General features: G+C 64.2%; 23 protein-coding genes and 1 pseudogene. 11 read left to right on the forward strand and 13 right to left on the reverse strand.

Going from position 1 to position 25757, the window contains the following annotated elements; translation table 11 throughout:
• Positions 1-82 precede the first annotated feature (82 nt).
• From LCM4573_RS26580 to LCM4573_RS26590, 3 genes are all read right to left on the reverse strand, one after another.
• On the reverse strand, positions 83-661 hold the full coding sequence (locus LCM4573_RS26580) for a DUF1254 domain-containing protein (protein ID WP_071009624.1): 579 nt from the start codon (positions 659-661) through the stop codon (positions 83-85).
• Complete coding sequence (locus LCM4573_RS26585) at positions 654-1241, reverse strand: DUF1214 domain-containing protein (protein ID WP_071009625.1); 588 nt, start codon at positions 1239-1241, stop codon at positions 654-656. The genes LCM4573_RS26580 and LCM4573_RS26585 overlap by 8 nt, the downstream gene beginning before the upstream one ends.
• An 89-nt stretch (positions 1242-1330) precedes the next feature.
• On the reverse strand, positions 1331-2245 hold the full coding sequence (locus LCM4573_RS26590) for a LysR family transcriptional regulator (protein WP_157895544.1): 915 nt from the start codon (positions 2243-2245) through the stop codon (positions 1331-1333).
• A gap of 126 nt (positions 2246-2371) precedes the next feature.
• Here LCM4573_RS26590 and LCM4573_RS26595 point away from each other — a divergent pair, with 126 nt between their 5' ends.
• Positions 2372-3043 carry a glutathione S-transferase family protein gene (locus LCM4573_RS26595; protein ID WP_071009703.1) on the forward strand — a complete coding sequence of 224 codons (672 nt, stop codon included), beginning with the start codon at positions 2372-2374 and terminating at the stop codon, positions 3041-3043.
• Positions 3044-3077: 34 nt separating this feature from the next.
• Here LCM4573_RS26595 and tetR read toward each other — a convergent pair whose 3' ends face one another.
• Positions 3078-3701 carry a tetracycline resistance transcriptional repressor TetR gene (tetR, locus tag LCM4573_RS26600; RefSeq protein WP_071009626.1) on the reverse strand — a complete coding sequence of 208 codons (624 nt, stop codon included), beginning with the start codon at positions 3699-3701 and terminating at the stop codon, positions 3078-3080.
• Positions 3702-3803: 102 nt separating this feature from the next.
• Here tetR and tet point away from each other — a divergent pair, with 102 nt between their 5' ends.
• Positions 3804-4973 carry a Tet(A)/Tet(B)/Tet(C) family tetracycline efflux MFS transporter gene (gene tet / locus LCM4573_RS26605; RefSeq protein WP_071009627.1) on the forward strand — a complete coding sequence of 390 codons (1170 nt, stop codon included), beginning with the start codon at positions 3804-3806 and terminating at the stop codon, positions 4971-4973.
• Positions 4974-4976: 3 nt separating this feature from the next.
• On the opposite strand, the gene LCM4573_RS26610 is transcribed toward tet, so the two are convergent.
• Positions 4977-7199, reverse strand: coding sequence for a transglycosylase domain-containing protein (locus LCM4573_RS26610; RefSeq protein ID WP_071009628.1), 2223 nt, complete (start codon positions 7197-7199; stop codon positions 4977-4979).
• A 215-nt stretch (positions 7200-7414) separates the two neighbouring features.
• On the opposite strand from LCM4573_RS26610, the pseudogene LCM4573_RS26615 reads away from it, so the two are divergent.
• Positions 7415-7870, forward strand: a pseudogene (locus LCM4573_RS26615) (YcgN family cysteine cluster protein); the annotation flags it as partial.
• Between the two features lie 224 nt (positions 7871-8094).
• On the opposite strand, the gene LCM4573_RS26620 reads toward LCM4573_RS26615, so the two are convergent.
• On the reverse strand, positions 8095-8430 hold the full coding sequence (locus tag LCM4573_RS26620; RefSeq protein ID WP_071009629.1) for a hypothetical protein: 336 nt from the start codon (positions 8428-8430) through the stop codon (positions 8095-8097).
• A gap of 154 nt (positions 8431-8584) precedes the next feature.
• Here LCM4573_RS26620 and LCM4573_RS26625 point away from each other — a divergent pair, with 154 nt between their 5' ends.
• From LCM4573_RS26625 to LCM4573_RS26640, 4 genes are all read left to right on the forward strand, one after another.
• Positions 8585-9061 (forward strand): cupin domain-containing protein, encoded by a 477-nt coding sequence (locus LCM4573_RS26625; RefSeq protein ID WP_071009630.1) that lies wholly within the window; start codon positions 8585-8587, stop codon positions 9059-9061.
• A 75-nt stretch (positions 9062-9136) separates the two neighbouring features.
• Positions 9137-11629: a heavy metal translocating P-type ATPase gene (locus LCM4573_RS26630; RefSeq protein ID WP_071009631.1), complete on the forward strand. Its 2493-nt coding sequence runs from the start codon at positions 9137-9139 to the stop codon at positions 11627-11629.
• A 70-nt stretch (positions 11630-11699) separates the two neighbouring features.
• Positions 11700-12125, forward strand: coding sequence for a Cu(I)-responsive transcriptional regulator (cueR, locus tag LCM4573_RS26635; protein ID WP_071009704.1), 426 nt, complete (start codon positions 11700-11702; stop codon positions 12123-12125).
• Positions 12126-12352: 227 nt separating this feature from the next.
• Positions 12353-12553, forward strand: a complete 201-nt coding sequence (locus tag LCM4573_RS26640; RefSeq protein ID WP_071009632.1) for a heavy-metal-associated domain-containing protein — start codon at positions 12353-12355, stop codon at positions 12551-12553.
• A 202-nt stretch (positions 12554-12755) separates the two neighbouring features.
• On the opposite strand, the gene LCM4573_RS26645 is transcribed toward LCM4573_RS26640, so the two are convergent.
• The 3 genes from LCM4573_RS26645 to LCM4573_RS26655 all read right to left on the reverse strand — a co-directional run bounded on the left by LCM4573_RS26645 (position 12756) and on the right by LCM4573_RS26655 (position 15589).
• Positions 12756-13232 carry a VOC family protein gene (locus LCM4573_RS26645; protein ID WP_071009633.1) on the reverse strand — a complete coding sequence of 159 codons (477 nt, stop codon included), beginning with the start codon at positions 13230-13232 and terminating at the stop codon, positions 12756-12758.
• A 397-nt stretch (positions 13233-13629) separates the two neighbouring features.
• A complete protein-coding gene (locus LCM4573_RS26650; protein WP_071009634.1) occupies positions 13630-14787 on the reverse strand; it encodes a DJ-1/PfpI family protein in 1158 nt (385 codons plus the stop codon).
• Positions 14788-14962: 175 nt separating this feature from the next.
• Positions 14963-15589, reverse strand: coding sequence for an outer membrane protein (locus LCM4573_RS26655; protein WP_071009635.1), 627 nt, complete (start codon positions 15587-15589; stop codon positions 14963-14965).
• Positions 15590-15909: 320 nt separating this feature from the next.
• On the opposite strand from LCM4573_RS26655, the gene LCM4573_RS26660 reads away from it, so the two are divergent.
• Positions 15910-17325, forward strand: a complete 1416-nt coding sequence (locus LCM4573_RS26660; RefSeq protein ID WP_083347645.1) for an MFS transporter — start codon at positions 15910-15912, stop codon at positions 17323-17325.
• A gap of 188 nt (positions 17326-17513) precedes the next feature.
• Positions 17514-18986, forward strand: a complete 1473-nt coding sequence (locus LCM4573_RS26665) for a YdiU family protein (RefSeq protein ID WP_083347646.1) — start codon at positions 17514-17516, stop codon at positions 18984-18986.
• A 123-nt stretch (positions 18987-19109) separates the two neighbouring features.
• Here the strand turns inward: LCM4573_RS26665 and LCM4573_RS26670 are convergent, their stop codons facing one another.
• The 3 genes from LCM4573_RS26670 to LCM4573_RS26680 are packed head-to-tail and all read right to left on the reverse strand — an operon-like array spanning position 19110 to position 22889.
• The gene (locus tag LCM4573_RS26670) at positions 19110-21347 is read right to left on the reverse strand and encodes a xanthine dehydrogenase family protein molybdopterin-binding subunit (protein ID WP_071009637.1); all 2238 of its coding nucleotides are present in this window, start codon (positions 21345-21347) and stop codon (positions 19110-19112) included.
• 13 nt (positions 21348-21360) lie between these two features.
• A complete protein-coding gene (locus LCM4573_RS26675; protein WP_071009638.1) occupies positions 21361-22377 on the reverse strand; it encodes a xanthine dehydrogenase family protein subunit M in 1017 nt (338 codons plus the stop codon).
• Positions 22374-22889 carry a (2Fe-2S)-binding protein gene (locus LCM4573_RS26680; RefSeq protein WP_071009639.1) on the reverse strand — a complete coding sequence of 172 codons (516 nt, stop codon included), beginning with the start codon at positions 22887-22889 and terminating at the stop codon, positions 22374-22376. The genes LCM4573_RS26675 and LCM4573_RS26680 overlap by 4 nt, the downstream gene beginning before the upstream one ends.
• A 348-nt stretch (positions 22890-23237) precedes the next feature.
• Between LCM4573_RS26680 and LCM4573_RS26685 the strand changes: the two genes are divergently transcribed.
• Positions 23238-23804, forward strand: coding sequence for a hypothetical protein (locus tag LCM4573_RS26685; protein ID WP_071009640.1), 567 nt, complete (start codon positions 23238-23240; stop codon positions 23802-23804).
• A gap of 469 nt (positions 23805-24273) precedes the next feature.
• Positions 24274-25485: a DNA-packaging protein gene (locus tag LCM4573_RS26690; RefSeq protein WP_071009706.1), complete on the forward strand. Its 1212-nt coding sequence runs from the start codon at positions 24274-24276 to the stop codon at positions 25483-25485.
• Between the two features lie 15 nt (positions 25486-25500).
• Here the strand turns inward: LCM4573_RS26690 and LCM4573_RS28190 are convergent, their stop codons facing one another.
• Positions 25501-25656 carry a hypothetical protein gene (locus LCM4573_RS28190; protein WP_156176971.1) on the reverse strand — a complete coding sequence of 52 codons (156 nt, stop codon included), beginning with the start codon at positions 25654-25656 and terminating at the stop codon, positions 25501-25503.
• Positions 25657-25757: the final 101 nt, after the last annotated feature.

Below are 25757 nucleotides of genomic sequence, written 5' to 3' on the forward strand. Positions count from 1 at the left end.
CGCGTCGGGGATACATCCCGCCGGCAGGCTGAAAACGCATTGGTTCGCACGGAGCAGAAGTGACCGCTCCTGCGGGGTGAAATCAGAACTGGTTTCTGGCCCGCCACTCGAAAGGCGCGCAGGTCGCCTGGGCGAGGAATTGCCTCGCCGATGCTGCAAAACTCGGTTGCGGCACCATGCTCCGCAGCACGATATAACCCTCCGCCGCCTGCGTCTCCACTAGGATCGATTCCGCGATAGGCTCCGGCAGCGACTTGCGCAGAAGCGTGAGTTGCACGGGCGTTGCGATCACCACATCCAGCACCCCGCCGACGGATGTGCGGTCGTTGATCGAGAAGACCTCGTTCGAGGCGCCGTCATAGACGGCGAGCGACCAGAAGGGCACGTTGCCCGGCGCCATCACGCGGATGGGGCCGCTGCCGATATCGAAGGAACACACTGCCACGTCGAGGAAAGGGTCGTCCTTGGCGAGCCCTGCCTGATCTGGCTTTTCGGCAAGCGGATAGAAGCGGTGGCGCTCGCCCTTTGCGAGCACGCGCGTATAGGCGTCGCGCTCGCTGAAATAGGGCAGCGAGAGCACGATCACGAGATGCAGCAGGGCCGCGCCGATAAGGCCGGTAGCAATCGCCAGCGCGAGTTTCAGGCCAAGGGATTTAAGCATTCCCGCATCCGGTCTTGACGATCGAGGGCATGGAAAGATCCACGAGGCCGGAACTGCCCGCCGTTGGCGTATCGAACAGTGTGAGCGTCAGGCGGAAGGGCTGGCCGGCGGAGACGGCGAGCCAGTTTCCGGGCTTTGCGGAGGCGGAGATGTCTATCGTGAAATTGCCGTCCGGCTGGCGCAGCACGATGCGCGAGTTCAGCGCCGTCGGCAGGTCGCTGGTGATTGAGGGCGGCGCGCCGCCGGGACGCGTGGCAAACAGCGTCCATAAACGCGCCGGCGGCGTGTGGCCGGAAAGCCGGTAGGTGCAGTCGCCGGAAAGCCGCGCCCCGGCGCTGTCGACCGCGGCGGTGAAGACGAGCCCTTCGGCGCTCGCATAGAGGAGCTTGCCGGCATTTGCCCGGTGCGATTTCGCGTAAGGATCGGCCTTGGAGGTCTGCGCGTCCGGGAATGCCTCCCAGGGGCCGAGTTTTATGGCGCCGAACCCCACCGTCGCATCGAGCGCCACGAGTGTCGACCAGATACCGCCGCCGAAGGCGATGGCAAGCGCGACGGCGATGAGAAAGGGGACACGAAACACCTGAAACCGGGCCCTCGAACGATTGCTTGGGTCAGGCCTTAGCATTGATTCTCTTGAGAAGGAATGGAGGAGGGCTACTCGTTCCATGGCTAACCGCCGCCTATCCTCAATTCCGGCTCCTCGGCGCAAATCGCAGCGAGGAAATCGATGAACTGCCGCACGCGGGAGGGCATGCGCCGACCGGCAACGGTAACAGCGTTGATCGGAAAGGGCGGCGGCGCGTGCTGGTCCAGAATTCGTATGACCTCGCCGGAGGCCAGTACATCCGTGAACAGCCAGCTCGCGTGGTGGGCGATGCCGAGGCCCGCGAGAACCGCACCGCGGACATGCTCGGCGTCGTTCGTGCGGAATGCTCCCCCGCCGTCGACCGTGACCTGCCGGCCGTCTGCCTGGAAACCCCAGCCGATGATATCGCCCTGGTAGACATAGCCGATACGCTGGTGATCGCGCAGTTCGTCTAATGTTTGCGGCGTGCCGTGTTGGGCAAGATAGCCGGCGGAGGCGAGCGTTATCATCCGCATGTCGCCGATGCGGCGGGCGACGAGTGCTGAATCCGAAAGCCGACCGATGCGGATTGCGACGTCTATCCCCTCCTCGATAAGGTCAACGTGCCGCCCCGAGACTTCCATCTCGATCGCGACCTCAGGAAAACGGCTCCTGAAATCCGCCAGCCGGGGGATAACGAACATCCTCCCGAAGGCGGGCGAGAGGGTTACGCGGACCAGCCCCGAGGGAGCCGACTGCCCTTCAAGGACCCTCTCTTCGGCGAAATCGATATCCTGAAGGATACGGACGGTGGCCTCGTAATATTCCTGTCCCGCGGGCGTCACGCCAAGGGCACGCGAACTTCTCGCGAGGAGTTGCGTCCCGAGCCGCGCTTCGAGCGCAGCGAGCTGTTTGCTGACCGTAGGCTGGCTGATGTTCAGGTCTCGCGCTGCCTGCGAAAAGCTTCCGCTTTCCACGACCCGCACGAACATCCGMATCGCATCCAGCTTATCCAACACGTTTGCCCCGAACAATTCCAATTCGGAATAGATAGCATTCGCCAAGCACGGCTGTCATTCGAAAATAGAATGTGGGATTTGACGTTCGGCCGCCCGTTCACGGGCCCCGAACCGAAAGGAACAGTCATGACAATCAAGATCTATGGTGATGCGGGCTCAGGCAGCTTGCGTCGCGTGAACACCGCCGCGAACATCATGGGCATTGAACTCGACCGCGTTAACGTTGATCTCTTCAAAGGCGAGAGCCAGACCGACGAGTTCAAATCACGCCTCAATCCCAACGGTCTGACGCCTGTTCTGGAGGATGGAGACACCATTCTCTGGGAAGCTTCTGCGATCAATCTGTATCTCGCCGCCAAGGTGAACTCGCCGCTGGTCGGAACCACGCAGGAGGAGCGCTTCCAGGTGCTTCAGTGGATGTTCTGGTCCGGCGAGCAGTGGCGCACCTTCACCACCACAATCTTCGATGAGCGCGTGGGGAAGACGGTGATGGGCGTACCGAAGGACGAATCCCTCATCAGATTTGCCGAGGGTAAGATCCGCGCCGCAGCGAAGGTACTCGACCGGCATCTTCAAGGCCGCAAGTTCATGGTTGGCAATGCGTTGACCTTTGCCGATATCGATATCGCGGCTCCCTTCTCGCAGGTCGATCGTGCAAAGTTTCCGTTCAGGGAATACCCGAACCTGATCGCCTGGCACGACAATCTTCTCCAGTCGTTCCCGGCATGGGCGGAGACGAAGGCCGAGGTTGACCACCGCATGGAAAGCTTTCTGGCGAGCGTCGGCGTGAAACTGTAACTTCTGACTCCGGCTCGCAGGTCGAACGGCTGTATCAGCCGCCTGAAAGCTTTCGCTCGAGGCCGGCGATGATTGTGTCGAGGCCGTAATCGAAGGTGACATCCGCCCCGGCATTCTCCAGCTCATCGAAGACTTGCTGCAGAAACGCGGGCGGCGGAGGTGCCGCGGGCGCTTCCATCCCCTGCCGCTCGGCCATGTCCGCCTCCGCCGCCTGCTGTTCGATGACGGCGCCGACCGTGTAGTGGCTGATCGCGGCGAGCGCCTGGGCGGCCTCCCTCGCGCTGAAACCGGCCCCGCAGAGCAGGCGGATCTGCGCTTCGGCGGCATCGAACTGCGGTGAAGCCGGCCGCGTGCCGGCATGGATGAGGGCGCCGTCGCGATAGGCGAGCAGGGCGCTTCGAAAACTCTGTGCGTTCTCCCTGAGGAACACGCGCCAGTCTTCGCCCTCCCTCGGCATGGAGCGTATGTGCCTTTCCGCCAGCATCGTCCCGGCCAGCGCATCGAGCAGCGCCCGCTTGTTGCGGAAATGCCAGTAGAGGGCGGGCTGCTGAACCCTCAGCCGCTCGGCAAGCCTGCGCGTCGTCAGGCCGTCGACGCCGACCTCGTTGAGAAGGCCGAGTGCCGCGCGGATCACCGTTTCCCGATCCAGTTTCGTCATCTTGGCTCCATTCCTGCTCTTGACAATTTATCATTGATAAAGTTTTTGTCCATTCCCTTATCGTTGATAAATTCCCGGCGGTGTCGGGCTTGAGGTTTTCACATGAACAGGTCGCTTGCCGTTGCTTTGGCCGTGGTCACTCTTGATGCCATGGGGCTCGGGATCGTCATGCCGGTCCTGCCGGCGCTGCTGCGCGAGCTCGTGCCGCCGCATGAGGTGGCGGGGCACTACGGTATCCTGCTGTCGCTCTATGCGCTGATGCAGGTCTTTTTCGCGCCGCTGCTCGGGCGATTATCGGATCGGCACGGCCGCCGGCCGGTGCTGCTTGCCTCGCTCGCCGGAGCAGCGGTCGATTATGCCGTCATGGCGGCGGCGCCGGTGCTCTGGGTGCTTTATATCGGCAGGATCGTCGCGGGGATCACCGGCGCGACCGGGGCGGTGGCCGCCTCCACGATCGCCGATATGACGCGGGAAGGCGAACGCGCGCGCTGGTTCGGCTTCATGGGCGCCTGCTTCGGCGGCGGCGTGATCGCCGGCCCTGCGACCGGTGGCTTGATGGGCGGCATATCCGCCCATGCGCCTTTCATGGCGGCTGCCTTTCTCAATGGTGTCGGATTTCTGCTTGCGTTCATTTTCCTCACCGAACCCAGGCCGAGCCGGAGCGATGCGGAAGGGCCCGCAAGCATCAATCCGCTCGCCGCCTTCCGTCTGGACGGCCCTCTGCGCGGCCTTGCGGCGCTCATTGGCGTCTTCTTCACAATGCAGCTGATCGGTCAGGTGCCGGCAGCACTCTGGGTGATCTACGGCGAGGATCGCTTCCATTGGGAAACGGCGACGGTAGGCCTGTCGCTCGCGGCCTTCGGCGCCGTGCATGCGCTGTTCCAGGCTTTCGTCACCGGTCCGCTTTCCGCGAGACTCGGTGAACGGCGGACCCTGCTGCTCGGCATGATGGCGGATGGGGCCGGCTTTCTGGCCCTGGCCTTCGCCACGCAGGGGTGGATGGTCCTGCCGATCCTCTTCCTGCTGGCGGCCGGGGGAGTGGGCATGCCGGCCCTGCAGGCCATGCTGTCGCGCGCTGCCGGCGATGATGCGCAAGGTAGGCTGCAGGGAATGCTCGCCGGTCTGACGAACCTGACGTCCATTATCGGGCCGCTGGGCTTCACCGCTCTCTACGCGCAGACGGCGGGAGCGTGGAACGGCTGGGTCTGGGTCGCCGGTGCCGCGCTCTATATCGCCTGCCTGCCCGCCTTGTTGAGACCGGCCGCCGCCTGAAGCCTATCGCGTCTCTGTACCGCCCGCCGCCGGCTTGATAACCGCCTCGGTCACATCCGCTTCTGCGACCTTCGGCGTACCGGGCAGGAGCGGGCCGGCCGCCTTCAGATCCTTGGCGATCTGGCGCAGCACGCGGGTCGATTCCGCCGAGAGCGAGCGCGGCCGGATGAGCGCCGGCAGGTCGGTTTCGCTGCCTTCCTCCTTCTTCGCCACCGCCTGGCCGCCCTTGTGGTCGCCGCCGGGCAGCGGATTGTCGATGAAGGGAATGGGCCGGAGCTCGATGCCCTGATGCGCATAGTCCATCAGTTTCTTGAAGGTCATTGCCGGCAGCGTGCCGCCCGTCATCTCCTTCATCGGCGTGAAATCGTCGTTCCCGAACCAGACAGCGGCCGTGTAATTGCCCGTGAAGCCCACGAACCAGGCGTCGCGATAGCTCTGCGAGGTGCCGGTCTTGCCGCCCGTCAGCACGCCCTCGACGGCTGCGCGCCGCGCCGTGCCGTTATAGGGAATGGTCGTCAGGATACGGTTCATGGATTTCGTGGCGTCTTCCGAAAGCACCCGCTTTGCCGGGGGCTCGTCCCGCTGGAAATCGTAGAGCACTTCGCCGCCGTAGCCGAGCACCTGCGAGATGCCGTGGCGGCGGGACTGCATGCCGCCCGCCGGCATCACGGCATAAGCCGTCGCCTGGTCGAGCACGGTCACTTCCGATGTGCCGAGCGGAACGGTCTTGTCGCTCCTGAGCGGCGTTTCGATGCCCATCGCCTTTGCCATTTCCACGATCGCCTTGGTGCCGAGCTTTTCCTTGGCAAGCCGCACCGGAACGGTGTTCAGCGATTGCGACATGGCGGTCATCAGCGTGACCTTGCCCTTGTAGGAGCGGCCGTAGTTCTGCGGCGACCAGCCGTTCCAGGTAATCGGCGCGTCGGAGATCACCGTTTCCGGCGTCATGCCGCTCTCCATGGCGGCCGCATAGGTGTAGAGCTTGAATGAGGAGCCCGGCTGGCGCAGCGCACGGGTGGCGCGGTTGAACTGGCTCTCGCCGTAATCGCGGCCGCCGACCATGGCGCGCACGGCTCCGCCGTTCTCGATCATCACCAGCGAGCCCTGCTTGACCTTGTAGCCCTCGCCATATTCGCGAAGGCTCGATTCCATCGCCGCTTCCGCCGCCTGCTGCAGGCCGGTGTCAATCGTGGTGCGCACGATGACGGAATGTTCGCGGAACCTGCCGGCATCGGCGAGATGCTGCACCTCGTCGAAAGCCCAGTCGAGGAAGAAATCCGGGGCCTTTGCTTCGGCGCGGTCCATGACGGTCGCCGGATTGCGCCGCGCGCCGATCACCTGACCCTCGGACATCATGCCGCTCTGCACGAGGTTCGACAGCACTTCGTTGGCGCGGGCGCGGGCGGCCGGAAGGTTCACGTGCGGGGCATATTTGGCGGGCGCCTTGAAGAGGCCGGCGAGCATGGCGGATTCGGCCAGATTCACCTCCGCGATGTTCTTGCCGAAATAGAACTGCGCCGCCGCCGCCGCCCCGAACGTGCCACCGCCCATATAGGCGCGGTCCAGATAGAGCGAGAGGATTTCCTTCTTGGAAAGGTTCGCCTCCAGCCAGAGCGAGAGGAAGGCTTCCTTGATCTTGCGCTCGAGCGACCGTTCGTTGGTGAGGAACAGGTTCTTGGCGAGCTGCTGGGTAAGGGTCGAGCCGCCCTGCACGACGCCGCCCGCCTTTGCGTTCTCGTTGAGCGCGCGGGCAAGCCCCATGAAGTCGATGCCGAAATGGGTGAAGAAGCGCCGGTCCTCGGTGGCGAGCACCGCCTTGATGAGATGGTCCGGCAGCTCGTCGATCGGCACCGAATCCTCATGGATGATGCCGCGATGACCGATGACGTTGCCGTAGCGGTCGAGGAAGGTTACGGCGAAATCGCCCCGGTTTCGCCAATCTTGTTTGGTTTCCTCGAAGGCGGGAAGGGCGAGCGCAAGAAGTGCGACTGCGCCTGCCGTGCCGAGCGTCATGGCCTCGCCGGCCACCTCGAAGACGGCCCGCTTCCAGCCCCGGACGCGGAACTTGCGGGAGAAGATGGTGATCTCCTCCCAGATTTCGCCGAGCCGGAAGCCGAGGTTCCAGACAGTGGAATCGATCCAGGAATCGATACGGAGCAGGATGTGGCGCTTTTTGCGCGGACGCCCGGGAGGGAGCTCTTCTGATGACTGTGGCTCGTCCTGCACCTTGGTTGTTCCCGCCTTGAGTTTCCTCGCTCTTTTCGATGGGATGTGCTTGACGCCGTCCCCTCAAGGGATCAAGAGCATGAGCCTCCCACCGTTATTCAGCAATAGCTGACAAATGGTTGACGCGCGATAGCCAAATCGCAACAGGATAAAGGACAATGGGGCCGGTTTGTTCCGGAATGCCACAAATGTGATGCCCGTCCGATGCAGGACCGATGACTGACGAACCTTTTTGGAAAACCAGGCAGCTGAACGAGATGACGCCGGAGGAATGGGAAAGCCTCTGCGACGGCTGCGGCCTCTGTTGTCTCAACAAGCTGGAGGACTGGGACACCGGCGAGGTGGCCTTCACTTCGGTCGCCTGTCGCCTGCTCGACGGCCATAGCTGCCGCTGTTCCGATTACGAGAACCGCCAGGCGACGGTTCCCGAATGCATCCAGCTCACCCCCGAGACGGTTGGCGAGATCAGCTGGCTGCCCCCGACCTGCGGCTACCGCCTCGTGCATGAGGGCAGGGATCTCTACTGGTGGCACCCGCTGGTTTCCGGCGATCCGGAAACCGTGCACCTTGCTGGTATTTCGGCGCGCGGCCGCACGATCAGCGAGGCGGAAGTCGATATCGAGGATTACGAGGATTATCTGGTCGATTGGCCGCTGACGGTGGGGGAGGAAGCCCGCGACATTGCCACGAAGCGACAGGATGAGCCTGACAGCGGCGAGGCCGACACGGTTTCGCTGACGGAACTGCTCGCGCGATATGGGGTGAAGGAATAAATCGGCTTACGCTTCCGGCACCCATTGCTCGGGAACGTCCGGCAGCATCGGCAAAAGCTCCGGCTCGGAGATTGCCTTTCGAAGCATGACCTTCTTCTGCAGCGCCGTAAGCACCATGGTTGTCAGCCTTCCAGTTCGGCAAGCATGCGCCGGCCTATCGCAAAGGCTCGGGCATCACCCCGCTCGACGAGGGCGTTTGCCACCACGCGGGATCTTTCAATGATACCCGGCAACCGTTCGAGATCGATATTGTCGAGGACACGCAGCCTGTAACGGTCGAGAGCAAGATCGAGGTGCCGTTGCAGCCGCTCTTTCTTCTGGCGGTGATCCTTCCGCATGTCCGCGGCCTGGGAAAGGATATCCGAGCGGCGTTCTTTGGGGACCAGGACCTCGACCCGCACGAGGTCGGCCGCTCCTCCGCTTTCCCGATAACGCCTGATCCTGTCTCGAGCAGACATTGCTGATCTCCTTTCTCATAAGATAGCCGTATCCCGGATATGGTTCAATCCTACCCCTACTTCCGCGTCCTCCCCCAAATGGCTGATTGCGAAAGCCGCGCCTTGCTCCATCATCCTGTTCGATGATCCGCATTCCCCTCGAGGAGGAACGGCAATGAGCGCAGATCGCGGCGATACCTATCATTTGCTTGGAAATCTCATCCGCTTCCATGTCCGGCCGCCGGAGAACGGCGGCTATTGCATGGTGGAGGTGCGCAGCGCGCCGGGCGCGGGCGCCCCGCCGAACCGGCACCCTGAAGACGACGAGGTCTTCTATGTGCTGGAGGGCGAGTATGCGTTCAGGGTGGGGGAGGAGAATATATCGGCTCGRCCGGGCGATTGCGTGAAGGTGCCGAACGGGGCGGTGCACGCCTTCCGAAATGTGGGTCAGGCGCCGGCGCGCATGCTCGTCATCAACTCTCCCGGCCGGATACACGAGGCCTTCTTCAGCGAGGCGGGCGAGCTTGTGCCGGACGGCACGACGGATTTTCCGCCTCGGAACACGCCGCCGGATATCCCTCGGGTGCTTGAAATCGGTGCCCGCAACGGCATGGAATTCCTGGTGGAAGCGGGAGACGGAGCGCACGCCTGAGAAATCTTGAGGAAGGCTCTTGACCTTCCCATCATGGGAAGGTCCACATAGGGCGGGAAATGGAGATTTCCTGCCATGAATCAAATTGCAAAACCGAACCGTCCCATCGAACCCTTCACCGTTCCCGTCGAGGGCATGACCTGCGCCTCCTGCGTGCGCCGGGTGGAAAACGCCGCCGCGAAGGTGCCGGGTATCGACAAGAGCGCGGTCAATTTCGCCACGAAGAAGCTGACGGTGGAGTCGGCGGAAGGCTTTTCCCCGGAAGACCTTGAAAAGGCGATCAAGAAGGTCGGCTATGAGATCCCCGCCGCCGCGATGCGGCACGCGCTGCACGAGGCGGGGATGTTGGCTGAGGCAACGGACCTCGCTCAGCATGCGCACCATCAGGGCCATGCGATTGAGGGCGCCCCCTCATCCGGTCCTTCGAGCCACCTTCTCTCCGCCGGGGAGAGGGTCGCCGAGCGGAGCGGAGGCGGGGTGAGGGGGCATTCGTCAAGCCACAGCCACCACGCTCACGATCACTCTGCCCACCAGCAAGCCGCCAGCCATGAGGCCCACGACCACATGCACATGCATGCCGGCGAGGAGGGCGCGCTGAAGCGCGATCTCGCGACAGCCTTCCTGCTTACCCTGCCCCTTTTCGTGCTGGAAATGGGAAGCCATTTCTACGATCCCTTCCACCACTGGCTGATGGGGATCGTGGAGACGCAGAACCTCTATTATCTCTACTTCGTGCTGGCGACCGCCGTGATCTTCTGGCCCGGTTTCCGATTCCTGAGGATCGGCCTGCCGACGCTTTTCCGTGGGTACCCGGAGATGAATTCGCTGGTCGCCGTCGGCGTGCTGGCGGCCTACGGCTATTCGCTGGTGACGACGTTCGCGCCGCATCTGCTGCCGGAAAGCGCCCGTTACGTCTATTACGAGGCGGCGGCCGTCATCGTCACGCTCATCCTGTTCGGCCGGCTGCTCGAGGCCCGCGCGACCGGCCGCACCGGCGAGGCGATCCAGAAGCTCGCCGGCCTGCAGGCCAAGACCGCCCGGGTGGAACGCGACGGCAAGGTCGTCGATCTTCCCGCCGGCGAGGTGGTCGCGGGCGATATCGTGGTCATCCGGCCCGGCGAGCGTATTCCGGTGGACGGCACGGTGATCGACGGCTCTTCGAACGTGGATGAATCGATGATCTCCGGCGAGCCGCTGCCGGTGGAAAAGGCGGAAGGCTCGACCGTCATCGGCGGCACGATCAACAAGACCGGCGCCTTCCGCTTCCGTGCCGACAAGGTGGGCCGCGATACAATGCTGGCCGGCATCATTCGGATGGTGGAGCAGGCGCAAGGGGCAAAGCTGCCGATCCAGACGCTGGTGGACCGGATCACCGCATGGTTCGTGCCGGCCGTCATCGTGCTGGCGGCGCTGACCTTTGCCGTCTGGTTCTTCTACGGCCCGAGCCCGGCGCTCACGCATGCGATCGTCAATGCGGTAGCCGTGCTCATCATCGCCTGCCCCTGCGCCATGGGGCTTGCCGTGCCGACTTCGATCGTCGTGGGCGGTGGCCGGGCCGCAGAGTTCGGCGTGCTCTTCCGCAAGGGCGAGGCCCTGCAGGAGCTGCGCAATGTCGGGATCGTCGTGCTCGACAAGACCGGCACGGTGACCAAGGGCCGGCCGGAGCTGACCGACCTCGTGACCGCCGAAGGCTTCGACGAGCAGGAGGCGCTTCGCCTGGTCGCCGCCGTGGAAGCGCAGTCGGAGCATCCGATTGCCGAGGCCATCGTCAAGGCGGCGGAGGCAAGGGGCATCGCGGTGCCGAAGACGCAAGGGTTCGAATCCGTCACCGGATACGGTATCCGGGCCGAGGTTGACGGCCGCAAGGTGGCCGTCGGCGCCGACCGGTTCATGGAGAAGCTGGACCTTTCGGTGGAAGGTTTTGCGGAAGCCGCCGCACGCCTTGCCGACGAGGGCAAGACGCCGATCTATGCGGCGATCGACGGCAGGGTGGCGGTTGCCATTGCCGTCGCCGATCCGCTGAAGCCGGCAAGCCGCGATGCCATCAAGGCCTTGCAGCAGATGGGCGTCCAGGTGGCCATGGTGACCGGCGACAACCGCCGCACGGCCGAGGCCATCGCCCGCCAGGTGGGTATAGGCAAGGTCGTGGCCGAAGTGCTGCCAGAAGGCAAGGTGAAGGCGCTGCACGAACTGCGCGCCGGCGGCCGCAAGGTGGCCTTCGTGGGCGACGGCATCAACGACGCGCCGGCGCTGGCGGAAGCCGATATCGGCATCGCCATCGGCACCGGTACGGATGTCGCGATCGAAAGCGCCGATGTGGTGCTGGTCGGCGGCGAGCTTTCCGGCGTGGTTGCGGCGATCGGCATGAGCAAGGCAACGATGAGGAACATCAAGCAGAACCTCTTCTGGGCCTTCGGCTATAACGTGGCGCTGATCCCCGTTGCCGCCGGCGCGCTCTACCCGGCCTTCGGCTGGCTGCTCTCGCCGATGATCGGGGCTGCGGCCATGGCGCTTTCCAGCGTCTTCGTGCTCGGCAACGCGCTGAGGCTGAAGGCTGTAAAGCCCTAGCAATTCCAGCAAAAGTGGGAACCGGTTTTACGTCCGGAATTGCGTCAAGACAGATATATGGAGACCGATGATGAACATAGGCCAGGCTTCAGAGGCGTCCGGCGTTTCGGCCAAGATGATCCGCTATTACGAGGAGATCGGGCTGATCCGCCCCATGGGCCGAACCGGCAACAATTACCGGGTCTATGGCGAAGATGAAGTGCACATCCTGCGCTTCATCAAGCGGGCGCGCTCGCTCGGTTTCTCGCTGGAGGAGACCGAGACGCTTCTGAAGCTCTGGCAGGACCAGAGCCGGGAGAGCGCGGCGGTAAAGGAGGTGGCGAGCGCCCATATCAAGGATCTGGAGCGCCGCATCACCGAGATGCAGGGCATGGTGAAGACGCTGAAGCACCTCGCCCATTGCTGCAGCGGCGACAGCCGGCCGAACTGCCCGATCCTCGACGATCTTGCCGGCGACGCGGCGCCGCCGGTGAAGAAGATGAAACAGCGCGCTTGAGACCGCCTGCGGAGAATCTGTTTGAAACACCCCTCCCCAACCCTTCCCCACAAGGGGGAGGGGCTTAGCCCGCCGCGCCGCTCCAGTCTGGGGCATAGGCGTTGCCGCGTGTTTCTCCCCCCTTGTGGGGGAGATGGCCGGCAGGCCAGAGGGGGAATTTCCAACCATCCCTTGACCTTCCTGCCATGGGAAGGTGCAGAAGGATTTTTATAGAAAAGGAGTTACCGATGACTGCGATTTTCAATATCCCCGACATGACCTGCGGCCATTGCGAGCAGTCCGTGCGCGGAGCGCTCGGCGAAGCTTTGCCGGGCGCCTCGGTCACCGTCGATCTCGTATCGAAGCGGGTGACGGTCGAGGGCGATGCCGCCGTGGCCGAGGAAGCGATCCGCGAGGCGGGCTACAGCCCGGAGAGGGTAGGGGCTTAGTTCGCTTCGCAGGCAGCGGCCTGCTCCGGTATTCAGTCCTACGGAACCTGAAGGCGTCCTGCATGTTCTTCTTCCAAGGAGGAGATGAACATGCAGCGCCTTCCGAACCACCATCATGATATGGCGTTCTATATCGGGCTCAATCTGGCCCTTGCCTGCGCGATCCTGGCAAGCATGTGGCTCTATTGACGGCGAGTGCCAGCTATCCCCGGAACGCCCGCTCCAGTTCCGCGATGTCGAGCTTCACCATCCCGAACATGGCCTCCGCCGCCCGCTTCGCCGCTTGCCGGTCGGGGCTGGCAATCATATCGACGAGGCCGCGCGGAGCGATCTGCCAGGAAAGGCCCCATCGGTCCTTGAGCCAGCCGCATTGCTGGGGCGAGCCGCCGTTTTCAAGAAACGCGTTCCAGATGCGGTCGATTTCCGCCTGGCTCTCGCATCCGACCGCGACCGAGAAGGAGAAGTTGAAGGCTTCCGGCCGGCTGGCCTGGAAGGCGGAAAAGTTCTGCCCGCCCAGCGAAAGATCGATGCTGATGACGCTGTCGGGCGGGCCGCTCGGCGTTTCGGCGGGCATGGTGGATTTGCGGATGATCCGGGAATCCGGAATGATTGAGACATAGAATTCGACCGCTTCCTCGACTTCCTTATCGAACCAGAGAGTTGAAACAACACGCGTCATCGGGTCCTCCTTCGTTCATGGGCTCAAAAAACCGAAGCGCATTGCAAGGCGCGCTCGGGGACGTTCACGAACGAAGGACGTTCGAGGTTTGCGGAAACCGACACGGGGCGGTGCAAAAAAATGGGGTGCGCGAAATCCGCTTTGCTCGCCGGCAACATCAGGGGCCGGAAGGTCCGGGCCGGTCCGCCAGGGCGCGGACCTTCCGGCCAGTGACGCAGGTACGAGCCTCAAAAAAGTGGGGGCCCGGCCGTTTTTCCCGTCCGAGCCCCCGGCAGTTCTGTTTTAGGCATGAGGATGATGGCACATCCCGAGGATTTGACATCACCCTTTTGGGGGAGACGAAAGTGAGTTGTCGTTTTATCTCGCAGCCAGATGCCGGCAGAATGGCGACTAACGTTCAGCGGTCGTTGTCCTGACGCGGATATTCGAGCTGCAAGGCGACGAAATCTGCGGTGCGCGATCCGTAGCGGCTTTCGATTGCGGAGAGCGCCCGGTCCAGAGCGTCCGCCGGTTTCAGGCCGCCCATGGCCGGAAGTGCCCGGGCTTGCGTCCAATCCGTGGCGATCTGGTCAGGAAGGATGCGGATGCCCACGAGGCTGGTCTCGCCGTCTGCGGAGGCGGCAAAGGTGACGGCGCGCGAGCGATAGGTGCGCGACCACGCATCGGCCACCAGCGCCAGCGCCACCTCATTGGCATTGGGAGCGAGCTCCAGACCGAGCTGTTCGCGGTTCCAGAAGGCTGCGGTATTGCCGATCGCGGTGGTGGCGAAGGAGCGGGTGAATTTGAAGGCTTCGCTCGCATGACGCAGATCCCAGTCCGCGAGACCGAGATCGCGGGCAACCTCTTCGGCCCTTTCGCGCCCGGCGATCGCCTCGATGAGCGTCAGCGACATCGGCATGGAGGCGCTGATCCCCGTGGTGGTCGCAACGCCCCGGTCGACCACCAGTCGCCGGTCCGCGACATAGCGGATCGCCGGATGCTTCTCCCGCAGCTCGTCCAGGTAATGCCAATGGGTGGTTGCCCGCCTGCCGTCGAGCAGTCCGGCGGCGGCCACCACCTTGGCGCCGGCGCAGACGCCGATGATGATCGCGCCCTTGGCGGCCTGATCCCTGATCCATCGCAGCGCGGCTGGATCGTCATCGCGGCTCATCGCGGGGACGATCACGTAATCGGCGCCTTCCGGATGCGCGGTATCGAACTCGGCCGTGGTCGCCTGCGGAGCGACCTTGAGTGCCGGATAGAGCGTCACGGGGCCCGGACCTGTCGCGAGCGCCATCACGTCCGCGACGCCGGCCCGTCTGAGAATGCCGTAGGGCATCAGGTAGTCGGTGGTTTCCGTGGCATCATTGATGCCGATGATCGCCACCAGCGGGCGCTGGCGCTTCGGCGGCTTCAGGGCTTCGAGCGTGGCGCGGGTCTCCTCCTGCGGGACGGGCGGAGCCGCTATGGCAGCAACGTCCTGCGGCAGAGAAAGGAGCCATGCCGCACCGCCGAGCAGGAACAGGGCCGCAGCGCCAAAAACGCTCCACAACACGATCCGCAGGGTTCTGGCCATGCTCGCCCTCCCTCGATACGACCGTATCGAGACTAGCGCAGTGCAGGGAGGGATTCCACCAGGCCACCTGGCATGCGCATCACAGAAAAAGCCGCCCGAAGCTTCCACTTCGGGCGGCTTTCCTCTCCATTCTGGCTCGCCGTCCCCGGCAGGCCTGTCCCCGCATCCCGGGTGCTTAGAACTTCACGCCGATGCCGACGTTGATGACATGCTGGTTGAAATCGGCGTCGAGGCCGCCGAGATCGCCGCTGCCGAAGTCGTTGTAGCGATATTCGAGGCGGCCGAAGACGTTGTCGGTGAAGGCATAGTCGAGGCCCGCACCGAGCGTCCAGCCGTGCAGAGTGTCGTCTTCATCGAGGCCGGCACCTTCCATCTTGAGGTTGGTGGCCGTCCAGCCGCCTGCCGCATAGAGCAGCGCCCGGTCGAAGGCATAGCCGACGCGGCCGCGTACGGAGCCGGAGAAGCCGGACTTGACTTCGATGCCGCCGGCATAGTCGTGGTCGTTCCAGTCGTAGTTCACGTCGCCTTCGACACCGACGACGAAGCCGCTGGACATCTGCCAGTTATAACCGACGAAGCCGCCCATGCGCCAACCGTCGAAGGACTCGTCGCCGAGGATTTCGACCTCGCCGTCACCCCAGCCATGGCCGGCGTGCAGACCGATATAGGCGCCGTCCCAGGTGAAGACGGGCGTCTCCACGGCTGCGGGAGCTTCGGGAATCTGTTCGACAGCGTCAGCAGCATAAGCCACGGAAGAGGCGGTCATGGCGGCCGACGCTGCGAGGATGAAAATTGCCTTCATGATTCTTCCCTCCGTTCGTGTGGGTGAGGGAATGGTAGGGCAAAATGCTTAAAAAGCTGTAGCTAAAATATCACGCCTGTTAGAAACAGTACCCATGCAGGCGCGCATGCCTGGCCGATCCGGGCGGATATTCTGATGGGAGATGAAGATTCGGGAGGCTTCAATCGGTTTTTCGCGATTACCGGCCGTGTCATGGAGCATGGCGACGACGTTTCATGCAAGTGGTTGTTATTATTGAACTATGATTCAGCCTGCCGCCCTTGACCTCAAGCGTGCTTGAGGTTGTAGCTTCCCCGCCGACCTGAAACAGAGGATACGAAATGGCAGAGGCTTCGGCGACAAACGGCGTGCACGGGGATATGAAATCGGAATGGTCGGCTCTGTTCGCCGGCAGCCATGGGCTCATGCTGGGCCTGATCTCGGCGGGCATCGGCCTGCATGCCTTCAACCAGTTCGCGATCGTCGCGGCCATGCCGCTCGCCGCCGCCGAACTCGGCGGCATGAGCGCCTTCAGCTGGGCCTACAGCCTCTATTTCATCGGCTCGATCGCGGGCGGCACGGGGGCGGCCGCCTTCCGCGACCGCTTCGGCACGCGGACCGCTCTCCTCTTCTCCAGCTTCGTCTTCGCCCTGGGCGGGCTGATGGCGCTCGCCGCTCCCTCCTTCTCCTGGATTCTCGCCGGGCGATTGCTGCAGGGCATAGCGGACGGGCTGATCGTGGCGATCTGCTACAGCCTCATCCCGGCCAATTTCCCTTCGGCGCTGATCGCCAAGGTATTCGCGGTGGAGGCGATCGTCTGGGCGGTGACGGCGCTTGCCGGCCCGGTGGCCGGCGGATGGCTGACCGAGGCCTTCTCCTGGCGGATATCCTTCCTTGCGAGCGCACCGCTGCTTCTCTTGCTGCCGGTCTTCGTGTTGGCCGTGAAGCCCCGCACCACCGAAGCCTCCGCCACCCATTTCCAGCCGGTCTCGATCGGTCTCTGCCTTGCCGCAGCACTGGTATTGTCGCTTTCGGCCGTCATGGAACGGGCGGAGATGCAGGTGGCAACGCTTTCGGCCGGCGCCGGGCTCTTCATACTGACGCTGAGGCTCGACGGCCGGGTGGGGAAAAAGCTCTTCCCCGAAGGCGCTTTCCGTTTCCGCTCGGTGCTCGGCCACGGGTTCTGGGTCCTGTTCCTAATGTCTGCGGCCCATTCGGTCGCCAGCGTCTATCTGGCGCCGATGGTGGCGGAAACCTGGGGCTATGGTCCGGCGGTCGTGGGTTATATCGTCGTGCTGATGGCGCTGACCTGGAGCGTGGTGGCCGTGGTGGCGAGCCGGGCGAGAAGCCTGCCGCAGCGGCATTTCTGGCTGCGCAGCGGGCCGCTCTTCCAGTTCGCCGGCTTCATCGCCATCGCGGTCGCGCTGAGCCAGGGTTCGATCTGGCTGCTGATCCTGGGGCAGATGGCGATCGGCACCGGCTTCGGCACCGCCTGGGCGAACGTGAACCAGGCGGCCATGGAGGCGGCGACGCTTGCCGAACGGGACCTGACGAGCGCGCTTCTGCCGACCATCTCCACCGCCGGCTATGCGGTGGGCGCCGGCCTTGCCGGCATGATCGCCTCGGCGACGGGGCTGGTGGAGAAGCTCGCGGCGGGCGAGGCGAGCGGTCCGGCCGCCTGGCTCTACGGCATTGCCGCTGCCGGCGCGCTCGTGACCTTCCTGTTCGGCTTCGGGGTGCGGCTGAGGGAGGAGTGAGCCGGCAAGGCACTCTTTCCAACTAGGAGCATGTTGTTCACCCCCCTCTGCCCGGCGGGGCAGAGGGGGGTAAAAGCGGACCTTCGAGGAGGATAAGGGCGCAACCAATCCGCTTTTTCCTTGTTCGGAGAATCGGCTGTTCCCATATTGAAGGAAGCGGCCGATGCCCGCTTGTGAAGGAGTTTTGCTTGTTCCAGTTCGACAATTCCTATGCCCGCCTGCCGGACAGGTTCTACGCCTCGGTCTATCCCGAGCCGGTGGAAGGGCCTGTGCTTCTGAAGTTCAATGAAAAGCTGGCGGCGGAACTGAAGATCGAACCAGACTTGACCGACCCGAAGCGGCTTGCGGCCATGCTGGCCGGCAATGTCGTGCCGCAGGGGGCCGCGCCGATCGCCATGGCCTATGCCGGCCACCAGTTCGGCAGCTTTGTGCCGCAGCTCGGCGACGGGCGGGCGATCCTGCTCGGCGAGGTGGTGGACGCGAGCGGTAAGCGCCGCGACATCCAACTCAAGGGTTCCGGGCCGACGCCCTTTTCGCGAAGGGGTGACGGGCGGGCGGCGCTCGGTCCGGTGCTTCGGGAATACATCGTTTCGGAAGCCATGCACGCGCTCGGCATTCGCGCCACGCGGGCGCTGGCGGCGGTCGCGACCGGCGAGCCGGTCTATCGCGAGCGGGTGGAGCCGGGCGCGATCTTTGTGCGGGTCGCGGCAAGCCATGTCAGGATCGGCACGTTTCAGTTCTTCGCCGCGCGCGGCGACAACGAGGCGATCAAGGTGCTCGCCGACTACGTGATCGAACGGCACTATCCGGCGCTGAAGAGTGAGCAAAAACCCTATCTCGCGCTGCTGCGGGCCGTGGCGCTGGCGCAGGCCGATCTCGTGGCGCGCTGGCTCGGCATCGGCTTCATCCACGGGGTGATGAACACCGACAACATGACGATTTCCGGCGAGACGATCGACTTCGGACCCTGCGCCTTTCTGGACGAATACGATCCGATGAAGGTGTTCTCTTCCATCGACCACATGGGCCGCTATGCCTATCGCAACCAGCCGGGGATCGCCCAGTGGAACATCGCCCGGCTCGCCGAATGCCTGCTGCCGCTTCTGGGCGAAGATCAGGGCCATGACCAGGATCGGGCGGTGGACGAGGCGAATGCCGTGCTGAAGGAATTCGGCGAGCATTTCCAGGCGCGCTGGCTCGAAGTCTTCCGCGCCAAGATCGGGCTCTTCCGCCAGGAGGAAGGCGACGGCGATCTGGTGCAGGCGCTGCTTGGCGCCATGCACGAGGGGCAGGCGGATTTCACGCTGGCCTTCCGCCGGCTCTGCGATGCGGCCGAAGGGGCGGACGAGGGTTTTCTCTCAAGCTTTTCCGAGCCGGAAAAGGCACGCGAATGGCTGGCGACATGGCGTGAGCGATTGGCGAAAGAGCCGCAATCCGCAGCCGCGCGGGCGGCCTCGATGCGAGCCGTCAACCCGGCCGTCATTCCCCGCAACCACCGGATCGAGGAGGCGATCGTTGCCGCGACGGCCGGCGACATGCAGCGCTTCGAGCGCCTGCTGGCGGCACTGGAACGGCCCTATGAGGATATCGCCGGGTTTGCCGAATTCACCGTGCCGCCGAAGCCGGAGGAGCGGGTAACGAAGACGTTCTGCGGAACGTGAGTTGCCGGGCTGGCGGAGTTCGCAAGGTCTGTGGAATTTGCCCCCTCACCCTAACCCTCTCCCCACAAGCGGGGAGAGGGTTAGGGTGAGGGGCAAACTCGACGCCAGTACCCAGCGCCTATCTCATGCCCCCCAAATCCTGTCGACCGTAATGGGAAAATGCCGGATGCGCTTGCCGGTGGCGTGAAAGATGGCGTTGGAGACGGCGGCGGCGACGCCGACGATGCCGATCTCGCCCAGGCCCTTGGCGCCGATCGGGCTCACCCTGTCGTCTTCCTCCTCCACGAAGATCACCTCGATCTCCTCGATATCGGCATGGGCGGGTATGTGATATTCCGCCAGATTGTGGTTCATTATCCGGCCTGTGCGGTGGTCGATCATGCCTTCCTCGTGAAGCGCCATGCCGATGCCCATGACGACGCCGCCGACAATCTGGCTGCGGGCGGTCTTGGGATTGAGGATGCGCCCGCCGGCGATCGCGCTGACGACGCGGGTGACGCGCGGGATGYAGAGTTCCTCATCGACCTTCACTTCCACGAAGACGGCCGAATGGGTGTAGCTGATGAACGTCTTCATCTGCTCCTCATCGGGCTCGACCTTGCCGTGTTCCTCGATGAAGGAGAGGCCGGCGGCCTCCATGATGTCGCCTATGGAAAGCCCTATCTGATGATTGCGCTCGAGCACGAGCCGGCCTTCGCTGACCGAGACGTCTTCCTCCGATGCGCGGGCAAGCGGCGAGTTCGCCATTCCCTTCGCATGGGCAAGCAGCGTCCTGACGACAGCCTTCGAGGCGGCGTGGACAGCAGAGCCGGAGGAGGCGGCGGTCCGCGAGCCGCCTTCGACACCGGTTTTCGGCAGGGTGGAATCGCCGATCCGGACTTCCACCCTGTCGAGGGATGCATCGAAGGTTTCGGCCGCGATCTGGCCGAGGATGGTATAGGTGCCGGTGCCGATATCGGAGGCGGCCGCCGAGACGGTGAGGCTGCCATCGGCGGAAAGGCGGACCCGGGCTTCGGCCGGCGCGATCGCCGCTTCCCAGACGCCGCCCGCCATGCCCCAGCCGACGAGATCGCGGCCCTTACGCATCGAGCGGGGCGCAAAGGACCGCCGGTCCCAACCGAAGCGGTGGGCACCTTCGCGGTAGCAGGCGTCGAGCGCCTTGGAGGTGAACCGCTTGCCCCGGTTCTGGTCATGATCCGCGAAGTTGCGGCGCCTCAGCTCCACCGGATCGATACCGACCTCGTAGGAGAGTTCATCCATGGCCGCCTCGAGCGCGGTGACGCCGGTGGCGGCACCAGGAGCGCGCATGTCGCCCGGCGTGGAGACGTCCAGCCTGGCGAGTTCGTAGGAAAGCCTGACATTGTCGCACCGATAGGCGAGGCCCGACCAGTTGACGACGTTTTCCTGATAATCCTCGTAGCGCGATGTGGCCTGTACGGCATGATGCATGACCGATTGCAGCCTGCCGTCCCGATCGGCCGCGAGCGAAATCCGCTGCACGGTTGCGGGGCGCCAGGTGAGATAGAACATTTCGCGGCGGGAAAGCTCCACCTTGACCGAGCGCTTGAGATCGAGGCTCGCCATGACGGCAAGGAAAAGCTGGTGCTTGGGGCGAAGGCCCGCGCCGAAGGCGCCGCCGACGAAACTGTTTTTCACCCTGACCTTTTCGGGATCGAGGCCGAAGACGTTGCAGACATAGTCATGGGTGTTCTGCGGCCCTTGCGTCTTGTCGTGGATGGTGAGGCCACCGTTTTCGAAGAGCACCGTCGTGCCGAAGAGTTCCATCGGATTGTGGTGCTCTCCCTCCAGCACGTATTCCGCGGAGACCGTGCAAGGCGCGGCCTCGAAGGCCAGTTCCGGTTCGCCGCGGGGAGGGGGCGGCACCATGCTTTCCCCACGCGGCTCGGGCGGCACATAGCCCTGCCGCCTTTCGCGGAGGATATCGGTATGGGGCTCGTCCGCGACGTAGCGGATGCGGATGAGGGCGGCGGCATCGCGGGCGGCCTCGAAGCTCTCGGCGATCACCAGCGCTACGGGCTGGCCGTCATAGAGAATGCGGTCGTTTTCCAGAGGCCGGAAGGGGTGGCCAGGCACGGCGGCCGTATCCTTCCATTTCTCGTCGCTTCGGGTCGCGCCGGGCCGATTTTCGTGGGTATAGACTTTCACTACGCCGGGAAATCGCTCGGCTTCGGCCGTATCGATCTCCGCGATGCGGCCGGCGGCGATGGTGGAGACCGCGACGAAGCCGTATAGCAGGCCCGGCGCGGGATGCTCGGCGGCATAGTGTGCCTGACCGGTGACCTTCAGCGGTCCCTCGATGCGGGAAAAAGGAAAACCGACGATCCGCGAATGATTTTGCATGGGCGAAGCTTCTCTATTGGAAGGCTTTAACGGTCTGATCCTGCGGCGTGCCGGCGGCGGCCTGGGAGAGGGCCCGCACGATTGCGCGATGGGCGAGCGGGATCTTGAAATCATTGCCGCCCTGGCCCTTCGCGCCGGCCAGAAGCCGCGCGGCGACCTTGCGGAAAGTCTCCTCCGTCGGCGGGGCGCCGGCGAATTCGGCCTCCGCCAGACTGTCGCGCCAGGGCATGTGGGCGACGCCGCCGAGCGCCACGCGCAGATCGATGATCTCGCCATCGGCGATATCCATGGCCGCGGCGACCGAGACCAGCGCGAAGGCGAAGGAAAGCCGGTCGCGAAGCTTCAGGTAGCTGTGGTGGGGGACGAAGTGATTGCCCTCCAGCCGTACGGCGAGGACCATTTCGCCCTGGCTCAGCGTGTTGTCGCGCTCGGGATGATCGCCGGGCAGCCGGTGGAATTCGGCAAAGGGGATGTCGCGGCGGCCCTCCGGCCCTTCGACCTCGACGATCGCGGCGAGCGCGGCGAGCGCCACGCACATATCGGAAGGGTGGACCGCGATACATTTGTCGCTGGCGCCGAGAATGGCGTGGATACGGTTGACGCCGCCGATCGCCGAGCAGCCGGAGCCCGGCTGGCGCTTGTTGCAGGGGCTCGCGGGATCGTAGAAATAATAGCAGCGGGTGCGCTGGAGCAGGTTGCCGCCGGTGGTGGCCGCGTTCCTGAGTTGCGGTGAGGCTCCGGCCAGGATCGCACTGGCGAGCAGCGGATAGCGCTCCCGGATGCGCGGATTATGGGCGACGGCCGCATTGCTGACGAGCGCGCCGATGCGCAGGCTGCCGTCCGGAAGCTCTTCGATCTGCCTGAGCGGCAGGTGGTTGATATCGATGATGGCGGCGGGGTGCGCCACGTCGTATTTCATCAGGTCCACGAGATTGGTGCCGCCGGCGAGCAGTTGCGCCTCGGGATTGGCGACGAGCGCGGCAACAGCGTCGCGAACGGTTTCGGCGCGGGTGTAATCGAAGGGCCTCATTCCGCCGCCTCCCGGAGAGCCGCCTGGTGGCCCAGGACTTCCTCGACGGCGTCCACGATATTGGTATAGGCGCCGCAGCGACAGAGATTGCCGCTCATCAGCTCGCGGATCTCGGCGCGGGACCGGGCATGGCCTTCGGCGAGCAGGCCGGCGGCGGAACAGATCTGCCCCGGCGTGCAATAGCCGCACTGATAGGCGTCGTGGTCAAGGAAGGCCTTCTGCAGCGGGTGCATGTTTTCCGGCGTTCCGAGGCCCTCGATGGTGGTGATCTCGGCGCCGTCGAGGCTGGCGGCGAGCTTGAGGCAGGAATTGATCCTCTCGCCATCGATGAGAACCGTGCAGGCGCCGCACTGGCCCTGATCGCAGCCCTTCTTGGTCCCGGTGAGTTGCAGGGGGCCGCGCAGGAGATCGAGAAGCGTGACCCAGGGATGAAGCTCGAACCGGTGGCGCTCGCCGTTGACGGTGAGCATCACGGGTATGGTGGGGAGAGAATGACTTGCGCCGGTTTCCATGAGCTACCCTTTCCGCAATCGGTTGGCGACGTAACCGGGGCTGAGCCGGTTTGTTCCAGAACGAGGAGGCGGCGGAAGCTATGAGCTGCCGGAAACAGAGCACAGCAATAAAAATCACCGAGATAGGAAAATAATCCTTGACGGCGTGACGGTGGTTTGATAGGTTCTTGGCATAGTCGAAGAATTGCGGCCGCGGGCAGCCTTTGAGGGCAGCGGTCGCAAGGCTTCCAGTCAACTGGCCCGGCCTCAATCAAGCCGGGCTTTCTTTTTTCAGGATTCGGCAGCGCTTTTGACGCGGGTGGGGTTTCGGCCACCGGCGCGAATTCGCGCGCCTTACGGATATCGGCCATGGATGATTTCGAGACGCTGGACCTGGCGCTGTTCGGGCTCTGGGCGGAACAGCCGCGCTTTGGCGAGACCGTACGGATGGAGGATCTGCGCCTGGCCGATGCGGTGCGCGGGGTGCTGCTGGAGACGAAGTCCGCCGAGGGCATGCGCTCCGACGGCGAGGAACTGCGGCGGTTGCTGAACGAGATGACGGTGGAGATGCGCGCGCAGTTTTCGACCTTCCGCAAGCTGCGCGCCACCGCCGAAGCGCTTCTCGACGGCGGCGACGAGGCAGCGCAGAAGCTCGCCCGCGCCGACGTGAAGGCCGCGACCGATGCCATGTCGCTGATCGTGCGGACGCTCGAAAAGGTGGATGCCCTGCAGCGCCAGCTTGCCCGCGACCGGGAGCTGGAGGCCGAACGGCAGGCGGAGGAGGGCGGGTATGAGGATGCGGTGCGCGAAGTCGAGCGGCTTATCGAGGAACGCGCGCGCGAACGCTTTGAGAGCTGGAAGTGCGAGGGGCGTGCTGACGGCGGTGAGCCCGGCGGTCCGGGAGGGGATCGACCGCAACCGCCTGACACCGGGTGAGGAAGCGGTTCCCGATAGCTTTTCGGAAGTCCTAGCCAAGCATGAGGTTGGCATGACGCGGATCGGCGAGCTTTGCACGATTGCTCGCAAGGCCAATCAGGCCGGTGCGGCGGTGATCGAGGGCCTTCAAACCCCTGCTGGCTCTGCTAGCGATCTTACCCTTGATAGTGGTGTAATGGCATGTGGAAAGAAAGGGCGCGGCGTATCGATCTCCCACCTTGAGGGGGAGATGCCCGGCAGGGCAGAGGGGGATATCGCCTCGACAGACGTGCAGGCTGATCCTGCCGAGCCGTTGCCACCCCCCTCTGTCATCTCCGGTGACATCTCCCCCTCAAGGGGGGAGATCAGAGGGAGTGTGCCGCTAGGTCTATCTTCCTCTCTTCTCCCCGTCGGGGGGAAAGTACCATCAGCTTCGCCGAGAGAACCTGATACGACGAAGCACCCTACGTGGCCGAGACATGCGCCGCGCCTGCAGCGCGGATGGTTTCTCTTCGGCCGTCGCGAGCAAAAGCCGCCCGAAGGCGATTGGCGGACCTGGCTGATCATGGGCGGGCGGGGATCGGGCAAGACGCGGGCGGGCGCGGAATGGGTGCATGCGCTGGCCTGCGCCTCCAAGCGCTCGAACCTGAGGATCGCGCTGGTGGCAGAGACGCTGGGTGACGCCCGCGAGGTGATGATCGACGGCGTTTCGGGCATTTGCCGGGTTGCTCGGAGCAAGCGGCCGGAATTCGAGATCTCGCGGCGAAGGCTGGTGTGGCCGAACGGTACGGTGGCGCAGATCTTCTCCTCCGAAGACCCGGAGAGCCTGCGCGGGCCGCAGTTCCATTTCGCGTGGTGCGACGAGCTCGCCAAGTGGAAATACCCGGAAGAGACTTTCGACATGCTGCAGTTCGGGCTTCGGCTCGGGGCCGATCCGCGCCAGCTCGTGACGACGACGCCGCGTCCCGTGCCGGTGCTGAAACGGCTGATCGCCGAGCCGGGAACGCGGCTCGTGAGGATTTCGACGAGAGACAATGCCGGCAATCTGGCGCCGGGCTTCATCCAGGTGCTCGAAGGACGCTATGGCGGCACGCGGCTCGGGCGACAGGAACTCGAGGGCGAGCTGATCGAGGACCGCGAGGATGCGCTGTGGAAGCGCACCGACCTCGAAACCTGCGTGATCCGGTTTGCCGGAGCGCTGCGTCGCGTCGTAGTGGCAGTCGATCCGCCCTCAGGCGCAGGAGCAAGCTCCTGCTGCGGCATCGTGGTGGCCGGGATAGAGGCGGGCGGGCGTGGCGTGGTGCTGGCGGACTGTTCGGTGGAAGGAAAAAGCCCCGCCGGCTGGGCGCATGCGGTGGCGAGAGCCTACGAACGCTTCCAGGCGGACCGGGTGGTGGCCGAAGTCAACCAGGGCGGCGAGATGGTGACAGCCATGCTGAAAAGCGTGGACGCGAACCTGCCCGTGGTCATGGTGCGGGCGACGCGCGGCAAATTCCTGCGCGCCGAACCGGTGGCCGCTCTCTATGAGCAGGGCCGGGTGGCCCATGCCGGACGGTTCGCAGAACTGGAGGACCAGATGTGCGACTTCGGACCGGAGGGGCTCTCCAGTGGCCGTTCGCCCGACCGGCTGGACGCGCTGGTCTGGGCGCTGACGGCGCTGATGCTCGAAGGACAGGGCGAGCCGAGGGTGCGCGGGGTCTGATGTCTCGGCCGCGCTTTAAGGGCGTTTCAAGGGGATCTGGACGGATGGTGCGGGCGCGTTTTCGCGCATCTGCTGCCATTCGGATTCGAGGCGGTCCAGCACATGCTGCGGGATGGGCTGCTTGGCCGGGGCGTTATCGACAGCGACTGGGGCAGATTGGTGCATCATCATGATCTCCTTTCAGCGAGCCATCTAACGTTGCTTCTGCCTCTTGGTTCCACAGGGTTTCACAAAAGTAAATCACCCGCCTAACGGCTTAAAACGATTTAGTT

The organism is Rhizobium sp. LCM 4573, from assembly GCF_001854865.1.
Taxonomy (GTDB): Bacteria; Pseudomonadota; Alphaproteobacteria; order Rhizobiales; family Rhizobiaceae; genus Neorhizobium.